Origin of the sequence: Aquiflexum lacus (genome assembly GCF_015476655.1) — a bacterium.
GTDB classification, from domain to species: domain Bacteria; phylum Bacteroidota; class Bacteroidia; order Cytophagales; family Cyclobacteriaceae; genus Aquiflexum; species Aquiflexum lacus.
Genome location: NZ_JABFHF010000010.1, coordinates 118,801 through 133,016, shown reverse-complemented (window position 1 = coordinate 133,016; position 14,216 = coordinate 118,801). Strand labels below are relative to the sequence as shown.

Sequence of the window (14,216 nt, the reverse complement as noted above, 5' to 3'; positions counted from 1 at the left end):
TATTTCAAGAATATAAAGAACAAAATTTTCAATCCGCCAAGCCTATGCGCTTGTGAATTAGAGGATAAGTTCTTTCAATCTTCCAATCATTTCCCTACTCTAAGTGTTTCTTGGTTCTAGTCTCGCCGATAGAAGCATCGGGGCAGGCTTTTATTCTCGGTTCTCGCTTCTTGTCTCTTGTCTCTTGGTTCCAAAATTCTCGCTTCTCTCCTCTTGGTTCTTGTCTCTAAAATCTCGCATCTCCCTTCTCCCTCACCTTCTCCTCAATGCCCTTTTCCACCAAGGTAATTGGATTTCGTCATGGTACCCATAATGACTGGAATAACCATATCCGTAGCCATAACCATATCCAAAACCATATCCTTTGTCTATATGCACGTCATTGAGTAAGGCATAGACCTTGTTGACTCCTCCTTTTTCAATGAGGTTGTTGAGTACTTGAATATTGCTTTTATGGGAGAAGCCCTGACGGAAAATATAAAAATTCACATCGGAATAGTTAAACAATTCTTTGGTCTCTGAAACAAGTCCTGCCGGTGGGCAATCCAAAATTACCACATCATATTCCTCTTTTATTTCGGACATGATCTGCGAAAACTTATCCTGCAACAGTAATTCAGCAGGATTAGGTGGGACAGGCCCGGATAGAATAACATCAAGGTTATCGTATTTAGTATGTTTGATGACCTCTTTCCATGGCATTCCTTTACTCAAACAAGAACTAATCCCAATATCATTACTAAATCCAAACTCTTCAGCAATTTTGGGCTTTCTGAGATCAAGCCCTATCAATATTGTCTTTTTCCCCAATAGAGAATACACTGAGGCCATATTGATGGAAGCAAAAGTCTTGCCCTCACCAGAAATACTAGAGGTGAAAAGTATGGTCAAATGATCTTTGCTAGGGCTCAAATACGACATGTCAGCCCTAATATTTCTAAATGATTCAGTTACAGAAGACCTGGGATTATGTAATACAGGCTTGGGGTCATTGCCATGATTTCTACCTATCATCCCGATCAAAGGTGTTTTAATTTGCTTTTCCAGTTCCTTGGGATCTTCAATCTTAGTATTTAAAAAATCCCTAATGGTAATATATCCAATTGAAAAAAACATTCCAATGAAAAATCCAATGATCAGGTTGATGATCTTTCTTGGGAAAACAGGTTTTTGACCTGCCCTGGCAAAATCTAGAATTGCATTTTTGGGCATATTGGAAGCCCTTGTAATTTCTGACTCAGCCCTTTTCTGAAGGAGGTATAAATAGATGTTTTCATTGACAGTAAACTTCCTCTGAATCCCCAGCAGTCTCCTTTCTGTTTCTGGTAAGACATTTATTTCTCTCTCAACCCTTCTGATCTGGGCATTAATTTCAGTCAGGAAAGTATTGGTGTTTTGGATAAAAGAAGTAACATTTTCCTGCAAAGCCTTTTTGGTATTTCTGATTTGATTATTGATCTCCCTCATAGCCGGAGCCTGATCTGAAAAATTATAGGACAACCTTGATTTCTCTGCTTGAAGTTCACTCAATGTAACCACCAAATTCTGTAATAAAGGATCTGTACTTCCTGATATGGATGGCGCCATCAGGTCTTGTACATTGTCATTGGTAATATAATTCTGCAAACTCTGAAAATATTTCAGATTGATTTCAGCTAAGGATTTATCCTTTTCCAATTCCTGCAATCGGCTGAAAATCTGCGTACCTTCCTGACTGAGGTTAAATGTTCTATTTTCTGATCTATACCTTTCCAAATTTCCTTCAAAAAAGGCCAACGAATCAGAAATACCACTCAGTTGATCCTCGATAAACCGAATGGTATTCTCAGCAGCCCTATTCTTCTCTTTCAATTCTCTTTGTAAATAGACCTCCATCAACATATTGAGGTATTCTTCACCCAATTTTCTAACAGGTGTTTCCAAAGAGACACTCAAAATAGAAGCTTGTTTATTGATCGGAGTCACATTGATTTTTTCCCTTAGGAAAAGTGACAGCGAAGGCGTATCCATCAATTGAATAAGGATTTTATCGCCTTTCTTAGCTGATTTGTTATCAACTTTAATCCTCAGGATTTCATTTTCAATATATTCACCAAACATATATGAGGATCTAAAATCAGGGAGTACCTCTCTCAATGTCTTATAAAAAGGATCCAAAGGATTGAAAATCTCATATTCACTTTCTTCCCAATCTATTTCAAATTGACCATCGTCGATCACATCAATGCTTATATGGCCTGATACTGCCTGATAATGACCCCAATCCACATCCACGTAAATTAATGGGCTTGAATAAACTTGTTTACTGATAAAAAAATCTTCCTCAAAATAAAATACATCAAGCCCCAATGCGGAAATTGCCTCCTCAGCCAATGAGTAGGACTTCAGAATTCCAATCTCATTTTCTACATTGGTTTTGATGGGTAAAAGACCCACTGCATCAAATAAGTCAGCCCCTAAAGCCTGCGGTTCATCTGCAACAATTACTGAAGATTCCACTTTGTAAATGGGAGTAGCGTATTTATTGAACAGAAAGGCTCCGAAAAGACAAATCAAGGAACATAATAAAATAAAAGGCCAATACTTAAGGTAATTGAACAATACCACTTTTAACTCTACATCATCCTCATGGGGAGGTAAGAATGGATCATTAAAAAGAGGATATGGGTTATTTGAATTCATACTACCTTAAAATAATGCTTAAAATCAAAGTGGCCGCTGTGATAGAGGAAATTATCAGCGCTACAGATTGTGCTGAATTATCGCTGGCCCCAATTTGCCTGACCTTCATTGGTTCTGCATAAATTTGGTCATTGGGCTGTATAAAGTAAAAGGGAGTCCTTACGATCTGTCTGTCATTGAGATTGATTCTGTGAAGCCTTGTGCCTTCAGGGTATTGCCTTACCAATAAGATCTCGTCTCTTTTTGCAACGGCGGTGAGATCTCCGGCTTGTGCAATGGCTTCAAATATGGTCAATCTATCTTGAAGTACGACATACTTACCGGGTCTTCTAAATTCACCCAAAGAAGAAAATCGGATTCCTCCCAACTTTACCCTGACAAAAATCTCCGAGGTAACATATTTTGTAATCTCACCTTCCACCAATAGACGTACCTCCTCCAAGGTCAGGTCGTTGACCTTCAATTCTCCTAAAAGTGGCATTTTGATAAAACCTTGCTTATCAACAGTATAACCAGCCATATAATAAACATCGCCACCTGACTGAGCTATTTGACCGAAAATTGCATTATTGTTTTCGCTTTGAATTTTTGAAGAGAATCCTTTTTCTAAAATATCCTCGACGGTCTGTATCTGAATATCAATGATATCATTGAACTGTAGCCTATATTCAGGCAACTCATAAGAAATCAGTTCCCCATCAGCAATTACTTGGTTTCCCTCAAGATTTTGATAGTAAATGACCTTTTTATTGGGAATACAAGAAAGACCGATAATGGGTATTAAAGCGAGATGAATGTAGGAAATGAATTTCCTCATGGCATAAAATTGGGCTAATGTTGTTACATGAACTTCGTAAACTTAGCGAAATAAATTTATTATTGACAAGGACAATTTTCCATTGGTGATTACAATGATTGATTTAAAAAAATCCGGTATTTCGAAATACCGGATTTTTATAAGCCTAAATCAAATTTACAATTAAAAATTCATCCTGAATCCATCACTTTCTACAGGTCTATTATCCATCCATGCCGGAAAAGTTTCACGTTCTTCCAATTTGATCAACTTGCCATCTTCAAAAGTGGCCAATACATAAAAATTCTCCCCTCTATTGACTCGATAAGTTTTGGAAGTTCCATCAAGTGCGCTTAGTACAGCTTCTTTGTTCTGCCTTAAAAATTTCCTTTCAGTCATACCTTGAGAAAACTCAGGAACGGGACCGAAGATTGAGCATGAACCTAATAAAAAGACCGTTGAAACTATAATCAGAAATTTTTTCATAATTTTATTTTATTTATTACTTAAATAGTAACAAAAACTTTGCCACGTATTACAACTTGAATTAGAGACATTTACAAGATATTTGCTCTATTTTGGCTTTTTTCGTTTGCAAAGGCTGATTTTTGATATACCTTTGCTGCCTAGCGGCACGACCAGCTCCTGCTAAATCCCCCAGGTCCGGAAGGAAGCAAGGGTAGGCGGTCGTAGCGGTGCGATGCCGCTTCTTTTTTTAAAGTAAAATACAAACTTTATTATCTGACATTTAAATGTCTAAAGCAAGATTTTAATAACTAAAAATCTCTTCCAAAGGTCTGGTAAAAAATTTACTGAGAAATTTGAAAAATTTTCTTCAATTCGGATTTAGTTACTAAGTTGTTTTTAGGAGAAAGGATTATTTCGACAATCAATTCTTTCTCATCCGATACTAGGTAATGGTATTTCCCTCTCTCTTTACTATACATTTGCTTAGACTTACTTTTGAGCGGGTTTGTATCATCATCCAATGAAACCAATTTTCCATTTGTTTTTACTTCCATTTTAAAAGAATCTTTGGGAAGATCAACAGGTCCAGGATTATAAACTTCGAACGCAATCAATACTTTACTTCCTTTTTCCAATACTTCAGGTGTTATGGAAAAGTTTCTGATTTCCAGTTTTTGGGAAGGTGCCTCAAATGCTATACCCCAAATTATTCCGATAAGTACCAATACTTTCATATTCATTGAAATTTATATACTTTATTATGAACTAATTTATCCTCTGACACCACTAGGTAATCACTCTCCCCACTGAGATATCCATCTTTCAAACTGCTATTTCGGAATACACCAATTTCACCATTTTCAAAATCAGTTTTTCCTACGAAATCTAAGTTTTTATCAAAAAAGACTATACTGCTTTTCCTAAGATATGTTTTTTCAGTATCCAATTCTTGGCTATAAGGATAGTGATAAACTCTTGAAAAAAGACCAGTTTCTTTGTGGTAAGAAAGGTTTTCAAAAAATGGCATTTCCACCCTAAAGCTCCATGATTTCTCACGCATTGACATGAACTCACTGTCTTTAGGCTCAAATAATGGGAGTTCATTATTTACTAACGGGTTCATTGATTTAATTAACTTACCAGTCCCTATATCAAAAACTGCAATTTCATCATCAAAAGGATATGAAACATAAATACTACCTTTCAACACCACGATTTGGGGATTAATAACATCATTAGGGTAAAACAATTTTTTTCTGTTTTTTAATCTCCCAAAAGGAGGAGCTATAAAATCAGTAATTGAATTTTTTTCAATATCAAATATTACCAATTTAGGCAAATTTGAATCTCCTTCTTCACTGTAAAAATAATTGTCTGCAATTGGCATAATTAAAATTTTATCGGATTCAAGATAGCTGAATTTATTATAAGCATTGAACGGAAAAAAAAAACCATTTTTTCCGGGGTATTTTTTACCCGATACGGTATCTAAATTCCAGTGATTTATTTGATTACCTTCAAAATCAATTAAATAAACATTTTTAGTTTCATAAGAGTAAAAAAATAAACTATCCGGATTGTGGACATGTAGATTCATAATGTCCGATTTGAACAAGTTTGAATCAATCACAAGATTTTTGACAAAAGTTTCGTTTTTTATATCAAAAACAGAAATTGAGTTATGGTTTAAATATGGGTTAAGTCCAAAAAAAAGAGAATCATTAAAAATGGTATGGATTTGGTAAGAAGATGAAATTGGAGGAATTGTAGAAATTGACAATTCTTTTGATAGGATAATCTCTTTTCCATCGAATTTAGATTTATAATTTTTAACATCATTTTTCTTTTCGCAAGAAAAAGCAAAAAGAAAAAAAATAAATATAATTTTTTTCATAGTTCTATTTGAAGAAATTCACAAAAAAGTGGTTGCCTGTAATAATGGCAACCACGTAAATTTAATTAATACTCACCTGGAGGTCTAAAATCACCATGAATACAAACACTTCCTCCTCCAGCACAGATTTGAAATATGGGTACAGGACTCCCCCAATACACGTCAACCCAATGCCCTAACTCAACTCCTTGGGCTAAGGCTTTATTTGTAGGATTCATTGATAAAAATCCAAATGCCACAACTCCAAATGCTAAACTCAAAATAAACTTTTTCATTTTTATAAAATTAAAGTTGCGAAACAATTCCCAAAGTGGCAGGCTGTTCCATAACCTACAAACAATTATAGTCGACATAAAAAGCTTGGACTCTAAACTAAATCTATTTTTTTTTTTCAAAATTTAATACGGATTTTTTCTTTGTTGATTAACACTAGCACCTCAAACAACACAAAATAACAATAGATTTAATCGATATTTTCAAAGATTTCTTTTCTTTCTAAAGAACCTAAATCCAAAGTGGTAGATGAAATTTTTTAAATATTTGGTGATTTATTTTCGTTTTTTCAATTATATGAACCATGTAACACGTATTTTATCAACTTATTCTTGAATAATTTATTCAGTTTTCCAATTTTGTAATTTTACAATTTCAAAACCTTCCTATTCCCCTTTATTCATTTAACTTTGTCAACATCTTAAACCATAAATCCTAAAAAATGAAATTCTTTATCGACACCGCAAACCTCAACGAAATCAAAGAAGCCTATGACCTTGGTGTTTTGGATGGTGTAACGACCAATCCTTCCCTAATGGCCAAAGAAGGCATCAGTGGAGAAGCCAATGTCATGGCGCATTATAAAGCGATCTGCGATATCGTTGATGACAATGTCAGTGCAGAAGTAATTGCAACAGACTATGAGTCCATGATCAAAGAAGGTAAAGAACTTGCCAAAATCGACAACAAGATCGTGGTGAAAATCCCAATGATCAAAGACGGTGTTAAGGCCATCAAATATTTTCACAATGAAGGCATAAGGACCAATTGTACCTTGATTTTTTCAGCTGGACAGGCAATTTTGGCTGCAAAAGCCGGTGCCTCGTTCGTTTCACCATTTGTCGGAAGGTTGGATGATATCTCATTTGACGGCATAGACCTTATTGAACAGATCGTAAATATTTATGCAAATTATGGGTTCGCTACCCAAGTATTAGCTGCATCGGTTAGACATTCCATGCATTTGATCAAATGCGCTGAAGTTGGGGCCGATGTAGTGACATGCCCATTGAAAGTTATCACAGGGCTTTTAAAACATCCATTGACGGATTCTGGATTAGCAACTTTTCTTGCAGATCATGCCAAAGCAGCAGGCAAATAATCTATAATTAATCAGAAGCAAGAGATCACTGAAGTACTTCACAGACCTCTTGCTTCGTTGTATTTGTAAACAATGCGTGATTTTTAATGTAATACATCTAAAAGTCAACTAACCTTCAAAAAACTTTTTCCCATGTATATCATCAAAGTAAAAGGAAAAGCCAAAATACCAGACTACATCCAAATCAGAGATGAAAATTTCGTATTGGTATCCTATTTCAGGGCTGATAGACCCATGAAAAACATAGAGAAATTTGGTTTGGAAGGGAAAGAAGAAGCTTTAAAGGCTTTGATCGATCAATTACCTTTCGGAAAACTTCAAAAGCTAGAATTGTAACATGCAGATCGGAGGAGAACCAATTATCGTAGTTGCTGACGCCTTTATTTTTCAGGGACTGACAGCGGTATTAGAGGATGTTAATTTCACGATTGACAAAGACGAGTTTGTTTTTCTTATTGGAAGAACTGGAAGTGGAAAAAGCTCCCTCCTCAAAACCTTATATGCCGACCTTCCTTTCAAAATGGGACATGGAGAAATTGTAGGTTTTCATCTTGAAAAGATCAAAAAAAAGGAAGTACCTTATCTTCGAAGAAAATTAGGCATTGTATTTCAGGATTTTCAACTTTTCCCGGATAGGACTGTTGCTGAAAACCTCTTCTTCGTCATGAAAGCCACCGGTTGGAAAGACAAAACGAAAATGAAAAACAGGATGGTTGAAGTTTTGTTGAAAGTCGGGTTGGGAGACGCTGCCACCAAGATGCCACACCAACTTTCAGGGGGTGAGCAACAGCGGGTCGTCATTGCCCGGGCATTGATCAATAATCCCACTATTCTTTTGGCCGATGAACCAACAGGAAATTTAGACCCTGATGTAGCAGATGGGATTTTTAAACTTTTTCAGGAAATTAATAATGAGGGAACTGCCATATTAATGGCTACCCACAATCATGACCTTCTTCGGAAATATCCATACAGGGTACTCAAATGCGAGAAGGGTCAGCTGCTTGATAGCAAAACATCCGACATTACCATAAACACTTCCTATTGAGGTGCTATTATTTTTCTAATCTCTTATAAACAGACTTACTGTTTTTTCGTTTATATTTCATGTCAAAATCTGACTTCAATTATTAAAATATAGAATTATGAAGCGATCTTATAAAAACTTATTTCCAACCATTTTTCTTTTAACTTTCACCCTATTGAATTTTTCTTCCTGCAAGGACAAAGAGGAAGTTTTACCTCCTGAACCAGATGCACAAGTCAAAATAAACACTTGGATCAAAGATGTAATGGATCAGGCATATTTTTGGTTGGAGGATATGCGTACTCCAATCGCGATCAAATCTGAACCGGAAAAATATTTTGAGTCCCTTCTTTTTAGGCCGACGGATAGATTTTCTGTTATTTATCCTGATTATCAAGAATTGATTAATAGTCTTCAAGGTGTATCCAAAGAAGCAGGATATGAAATTATACTCGCAAGAGAAAGTAACCAAAACAACAATGTCATAGCTTTTGTGACATATATCAAAAAGGGAAGTCCTGCAGATCTATCAGGCCTCAAAAGGGGTGATATGATTACCAGAATCAACGGGGCCAGATTGACATTGGAAAATTATCAGGAGTTGCTAAGCCAAAGGTCTGAACCTCATTCCATTTCTCCTTTCCGTTTTGATCAAGCAACAGACGAGTTTGTAGCCATTGCTCACATCGATTTGACTACTTTGGAATTAGCTGAAAATCCAAATTTCTTGGATACGGTTTTCACAATCAACAATGAAAAAATTGGATATGTGGTTTACCATTTTTTTGCTCCGGGCACTAACAACGCTTATGATAATGAAATGGATCAGATTTTCGCTGATTTCAAAGCAGAGGGGATCAATCATCTCATTTTGGATTTCAGGTACAATAGTGGTGGGTTTGTGAATAGTGCCATTAACCTTGCAAGTTTGATCGCTCCGGGAGTTGGAGAAAATGACATTTTATCAAGAGTGCAGTACAACAGTTTTCTATCGGGTTTTGATGATTTTAAAAATGTCACCAGAAAATTTAAAACTAAATCCCAAAACCTTGGACCAATACTAACGGATAATAGAGTCTATGTAATCACCTCAAATAGAACAGCTTCTGCCAGTGAGTTGATTATTAATGGACTCAAACCTTACATGGATGTTTTCATGGTTGGGGATGTCACTGTTGGTAAAAACGTAGGTTCAATTCCACTAGAGGATGAAGATAACCCTGATAACAAATATGGGATTTTACCTATAGTTTTTAGAGATGCCAATAAAAATGGAGAGTCCGATTTTGCAAATGGCTTTATCCCAAATATCGGTGCTAGGGAAATAACCCAAAAATGGCTTTTGCCATTTGGTGATACCAACGAATACCTGCTGAAAACAACATTGAATAGAATTCTTGGGAATCCACCCATTGATGAGGATGCCCGAATACAATTGATTGATAGAATCAATGTGGGAAGTTCGCTTGATAGCAAATCGAGATTTGGGTTAATCATTGATAATGAAACAGACATTAAATCTATTTTAAAGTTAAAATAGGTTTTGGTTGGTATTTGATGGAAGTTGGAAGTTGGAAGATGACGAATTAGGCAAATGACGTTTTTCTTCGGACTTCCAACTTCTGACAATAGAAAAAGAAATATTTTTAATATGAATATCCGTCCGTTAACGGAAGCTTCCTAATAGGATATGCCTCATAGGACATAGAAGCCATATTCAGAATTCTCTCCCCTTCCAAATAAATGCTTAAACATTGCCTGTCATTTTGTCTGTATTTTGTTAATTTCGCATCTTCAAAGATTTGAGTATAATGGAAAACATTATTAAAGACATAGATATAATTGCACCGGAAGAAGCGCAAGCTTGTGATTTTAAAACTACCGGTGACGAAAATACCGGGAAATCAAAAAAGCTTTATATAGAATCCTATGGATGTCAGATGAATTTTTCTGATTCTGAAATAGTCGCATCTATCATGAAGGAAAACGGTTTTGATACTACCTCAGACTTTGAACAGGCAGATGTCATTTTTTTAAATACCTGTTCTATCAGAGAAAAGGCAGAACAAACTGTACGGAAAAGACTCAGTCAATTCAATTCACTTAAAAAGTCAAAACCGGAAATGACCATCGGTGTACTTGGCTGTATGGCTGAGCGATTGAAAGAGAAATTACTGGAGGAAGAAAAAATTGTAGATGTAGTGGTTGGTCCAGATGCCTACCGAGATCTTCCTAATTTGGTTTCATCTGCTGAGGATGGGCATAAGGGAGTCAATACTTTCCTTTCCAGAGAAGAGACTTATGCTGACATTTCACCTGTACGGCTTAACTCTAATGGCGTCAGTGCATTTATTTCCATCATGAGGGGCTGTGACAATATGTGCTCATTCTGTGTAGTGCCGTTCACAAGAGGGAGAGAAAGAAGCCGTGACCCATTTTCTATAGTTGAAGAAGCCAAAGATCTTTTTGAAAAGGGTTACAAAGAAGTCACACTTTTGGGCCAAAATGTGGACAGCTACAAATGGTCTCCTGAAGAAAACAACAAAGCCAGACTCAATAAAAAAGAAGAAGAAGTTTCTTCTGTTATCAATTTTGCCCATTTACTGGAAATGGTGGCAAAAGTGAGTCCGAAGCTCAGGGTAAGATTCTCAACCTCCCACCCCAAAGACATTACCGATGAAGTGTTGTATACCATTAAAAAATATGACAACATCTGCAAATACATCCACCTTCCCGTACAAAGTGGGAATTCGAGGGTCCTAGAAATGATGAACAGGACCTATGATAGAGAGTGGTATTTGGAAAGAGTTTCCAAAATCAGAGAAATCTTAGGGGAAGAATGCGGAATTTCTTCAGATATGATAGCTGGATTTTGCACCGAAACTGAGGAAGAACACCGAGATACCCTTACATTGATGGATATCGTAAAATACGATTTCTCGTATATGTTCTTTTACTCAGAGCGCCCGGGCACCTTGGCTGCCAAAAAATATGAGGATGATATCCCATTAAGTATAAAAAAAAGAAGGTTGGCCGAAATCATTGAAAAGCAAAGCACCATTTCATTGGAAAGAAATAAACTGGATGTGGGAAAAATCCAGGAAATCCTGATAGAAGGAACATCAAAACGGTCCGAGGAACAACTGAGAGGAAGAAATTCTGCCAATAAGGTTGTCATCATTCCTAACCATCTATTTAAAAAAGGTGATTATGTAAAGGTTAAAATCACTGACTGCTCTGCAGCAACATTATTCGGAGAGGTAGTTTATTGAAAATCCCCTTACAAAAATGATCACAGCACAGGAAATTCAAAGTATCAAGCAAAGATTCAGTATCATAGGCAACAGCCCACTGTTAAACCATGCCATCCAAGTAGCCATGCAGGCTGCACCCACTGAGATGACAGTGTTGATTACAGGAGAGAGTGGAAGTGGAAAAGAGTCATTTTCCAAAATCATCCATTCCCTCAGCTTGAGAAAACATGGGAAATTTATCGCTATCAACTGTGGCGCCATACCTGAAGGTACAATTGATTCAGAACTGTTTGGTCATGAAAAAGGGTCATTTACAGGTGCGCATGAGGCTAGAAAAGGTTATTTTGAAGTAACCGATGGCGGGTCCATATTTCTAGATGAGATCGGGGAAATGCCATTAGGTACTCAAGCCAGGCTATTGAGAGTGCTTGAAAATGGGGAATTTATCAAAGTAGGTTCTTCAAAAGTATTAAAAACCAATGTCCGCGTCATTGCCGCTACCAACGTCAATTTGATCAAGGCTGTCGAAAAAGGAGAATTCAGGGAAGATCTTTACTACAGGTTAAATACTGTGCCAATTTACGTTCCTCCCTTGAGAGAGAGAGGAGAAGATGTGGCTTTGCTTTTCAGAAAATTTACCACTGATTTTTCTGAAAAGTATAAAGTCAAGCCCGTCTCTTTGGATGAAGATGCAAAAAAAGCATTGATGAAATTCCCCTTCCCGGGTAACATCAGACAGCTCAAGAATATAGCCGAACAGATTTCACTACTTGAACAGGAGAGAGAAATAGATGGCGCAACCTTGATTAGATATTTGCCTGCAGATCAGGTCCGACTTCCTGCATTATTGGCGAATTCGGGAGGAAGTCAAGAGTTCAGTGATTTTTCAGAAAGGGAAATTCTATATAAAGTACTTTTTGATATGAAGAAGGACATGAATGACCTTAAAAAACTGGTATTGGAAACTTACCAAAATGGAAGCTTGAGTTCAAACATTATGAGCAAGCATCAAACTCTCTTTGAAGATCTTGATACACCAAAGTCTTTTGAAGATTCAAAACCTTCAAGCCAATCCTCAAACCTACCGATTGTACTAGATCATCAGCAGCATGCTAAGGAGGATATGGATGACTACGATGACGAGTCCATAGAAGACATCATCCATGAGGAAGATGACAATTCTTTATCCTTAGAAAAAAAGGAAAAAGAAATGATCATCCGAGCATTAAGAAAACATAATAATAAAAGAAAATATGCGGCCAACGATCTCGGAATCTCGGAAAGGACGTTATATAGGAAAATCAAACAATATGATATTGAATAAGAGAATCGGAAAATCTCTAATTATTTCCTTTTTGGGATTGGTTCTAAATGCCTGTTCGATAAGCTACAGCTTCACGGGAACCAATATCAATTATGATCTTATTCAGACCTTTTCTGTTGAGAATTTTTTCAATGATTCGGGCGGAGGACCTGCGAATATGGAGCAGCTTTTTACAGAATCGCTCAAAGAATTCTATCAGCGTAACACCCAACTTGAATTGGTCCGAAACAATGGACACCTCCTATTTTCAGGTTCTATAAACAGGTATGCGATTACACCACAAGCCACTGTTTCCAGTCCAGATCCAAACCTACCTGATAGGGCCGGACAGATGAGGCTAACCATATCGGTTGAAGTGGACTACGAAAATACAGTTGAGGAAGAATATAGCCTGAAAAGGTCCTTTTCATTCTTTAAGGATTATGACCCCAGGACTACTTCCATTCTCCAAGTAGAGAGTCAACTAATAGAAGAGATATTTGATCAGATTCTTCAGGACATTTTTACCGCAACAGTCGCCAATTGGTAAAATTGATTATATTGTTATCCATTCAAAATAAAAGCAGTGAATACACATCAACTCATTGATATTTTAAGAAAAGGCAGTCAACTTCAAAAAGATGATATTACACATCTAATAAAATGGCATGAAACCTTTCCCTATTTTCAGATTCCTAAGGTGTTACTCGCAAAATTCGAATTTGAGAAAACAAAAGGTGCTTCCAAAGAGCTTTTGCATTGGTCGGCTGTCACAAGTCCAGACAGATCCTGGCTCAAACTTATCATTGAAACCGATACCCCTTTTCGTTTTTTGAAAAGTAAGCTCGACGAAAATCTGGAGAGCCTTATTTCAGCCAAACCCTATAGTTTAAGATCAATTGAATTGGATGATTTTGAAAAATCTTTGATTCCTGTTCCAGCAAAAGATACTGATCCTCAGGAAAGAGCTGATATTCTCAAAAAACTAGGTGAAGATCTGCACAAGAAAAAAGCAAAATTCCCTGAAATCCCGAAAGAAAAATCAAAAACACCCCAAAAACCAAAAAGAAGAAAAAGTAAAGATGAGTTGCTCGAAACCATCAAACTGAAAGAGAAAAAGGAAATTCTTGATGAAAAAAAGAAAAAGCAGCTGGACATCATCAAAGCCTTCAGCAAAAAAGAATTCAAGCTTGCTACCCTGAGAGAAATGGAAGATTTCCAAAAGCAGGATGATTTGTCGGAAAAAAGTACCCATCTCCACCCTACTTTACTTTCTGAGACATATGCCAAAATATTGGTAAAACAAGGCAAAAAGCAAAAGGCCAAAGAAATTTATCAAAAATTAATGGTGAAATTTCCAGATAAAAACACTTACTTTGCGGACTTAATTAAAGAATTGGATTTATAAATTCATCGA

General features: G+C 36.5%; 14 protein-coding genes and 1 other RNA gene. 9 read left to right on the top strand and 6 right to left on the bottom strand.

Features of this window, described 5'->3' with window-relative positions; genetic code table 11:
• Positions 1-252 precede the first annotated feature (252 nt).
• The 3 genes from HMJ38_RS11090 to HMJ38_RS11080 all read right to left on the bottom strand — a co-directional run bounded on the left by HMJ38_RS11090 (position 253) and on the right by HMJ38_RS11080 (position 3,964).
• Positions 253-2,682 (bottom strand): GumC family protein, encoded by a 2,430-nt coding sequence (locus HMJ38_RS11090; RefSeq protein WP_194974466.1) that lies wholly within the window; start codon positions 2,680-2,682, stop codon positions 253-255.
• Between the two features lies 1 nt (position 2,683).
• On the bottom strand, positions 2,684-3,499 hold the full coding sequence (locus HMJ38_RS11085) for a polysaccharide biosynthesis/export family protein (protein WP_194974465.1): 816 nt from the start codon (positions 3,497-3,499) through the stop codon (positions 2,684-2,686).
• A gap of 162 nt (positions 3,500-3,661) precedes the next feature.
• Entirely contained in the window at positions 3,662-3,964 is a 303-nt protein-coding gene (locus HMJ38_RS11080; RefSeq protein ID WP_194974464.1) for a hypothetical protein, read from the bottom strand.
• 140 nt (positions 3,965-4,104) lie between these two features.
• Between HMJ38_RS11080 and ffs the strand changes: the two genes are divergently transcribed.
• Positions 4,105-4,191: signal recognition particle sRNA small type (ffs, locus tag HMJ38_RS11075), an RNA gene on the top strand.
• Between the two features lie 96 nt (positions 4,192-4,287).
• On the opposite strand, the gene HMJ38_RS11070 is transcribed toward ffs, so the two are convergent.
• The 3 genes from HMJ38_RS11070 to HMJ38_RS11060 form a co-directional block, all read right to left on the bottom strand.
• Positions 4,288-4,680, bottom strand: a complete 393-nt coding sequence (locus HMJ38_RS11070) for a hypothetical protein (RefSeq protein ID WP_194974463.1) — start codon at positions 4,678-4,680, stop codon at positions 4,288-4,290.
• 2 nt (positions 4,681-4,682) lie between these two features.
• The gene (locus tag HMJ38_RS11065) at positions 4,683-5,840 is read right to left on the bottom strand and encodes a hypothetical protein (protein WP_194974462.1); all 1,158 of its coding nucleotides are present in this window, start codon (positions 5,838-5,840) and stop codon (positions 4,683-4,685) included.
• A 65-nt stretch (positions 5,841-5,905) separates the two neighbouring features.
• Positions 5,906-6,115: a hypothetical protein gene (locus tag HMJ38_RS11060; protein ID WP_194974461.1), complete on the bottom strand. Its 210-nt coding sequence runs from the start codon at positions 6,113-6,115 to the stop codon at positions 5,906-5,908.
• A gap of 440 nt (positions 6,116-6,555) precedes the next feature.
• On the opposite strand from HMJ38_RS11060, the gene fsa reads away from it, so the two are divergent.
• The 8 genes from fsa to HMJ38_RS11020 all read left to right on the top strand — a co-directional run bounded on the left by fsa (position 6,556) and on the right by HMJ38_RS11020 (position 14,207).
• Positions 6,556-7,215 carry a fructose-6-phosphate aldolase gene (gene fsa / locus HMJ38_RS11055; protein ID WP_194974460.1) on the top strand — a complete coding sequence of 220 codons (660 nt, stop codon included), beginning with the start codon at positions 6,556-6,558 and terminating at the stop codon, positions 7,213-7,215.
• Between the two features lie 132 nt (positions 7,216-7,347).
• Positions 7,348-7,551, top strand: coding sequence for a fructose-6-phosphate aldolase (locus HMJ38_RS11050; RefSeq protein WP_194974459.1), 204 nt, complete (start codon positions 7,348-7,350; stop codon positions 7,549-7,551).
• Position 7,552: 1 nt separating this feature from the next.
• Positions 7,553-8,263 (top strand): cell division ATP-binding protein FtsE, encoded by a 711-nt coding sequence (locus tag HMJ38_RS11045; RefSeq protein ID WP_194974458.1) that lies wholly within the window; start codon positions 7,553-7,555, stop codon positions 8,261-8,263.
• A 97-nt stretch (positions 8,264-8,360) separates the two neighbouring features.
• Positions 8,361-9,782: a S41 family peptidase gene (locus HMJ38_RS11040; protein ID WP_194974457.1), complete on the top strand. Its 1,422-nt coding sequence runs from the start codon at positions 8,361-8,363 to the stop codon at positions 9,780-9,782.
• A gap of 271 nt (positions 9,783-10,053) precedes the next feature.
• Positions 10,054-11,514 (top strand): tRNA (N6-isopentenyl adenosine(37)-C2)-methylthiotransferase MiaB, encoded by a 1,461-nt coding sequence (gene miaB / locus HMJ38_RS11035; protein WP_194974456.1) that lies wholly within the window; start codon positions 10,054-10,056, stop codon positions 11,512-11,514.
• A 16-nt stretch (positions 11,515-11,530) separates the two neighbouring features.
• Positions 11,531-12,820 carry a sigma-54 interaction domain-containing protein gene (locus tag HMJ38_RS11030; protein ID WP_194974455.1) on the top strand — a complete coding sequence of 430 codons (1,290 nt, stop codon included), beginning with the start codon at positions 11,531-11,533 and terminating at the stop codon, positions 12,818-12,820.
• Positions 12,807-13,349 carry an LPS assembly lipoprotein LptE gene (lptE, locus tag HMJ38_RS11025; RefSeq protein WP_194974454.1) on the top strand — a complete coding sequence of 181 codons (543 nt, stop codon included), beginning with the start codon at positions 12,807-12,809 and terminating at the stop codon, positions 13,347-13,349. Before HMJ38_RS11030 ends, lptE begins: the two co-directional genes overlap by 14 nt.
• Positions 13,350-13,385: 36 nt before the next feature.
• Complete coding sequence (locus tag HMJ38_RS11020; RefSeq protein WP_194974453.1) at positions 13,386-14,207, top strand: hypothetical protein; 822 nt, start codon at positions 13,386-13,388, stop codon at positions 14,205-14,207.
• Positions 14,208-14,216: the final 9 nt, after the last annotated feature.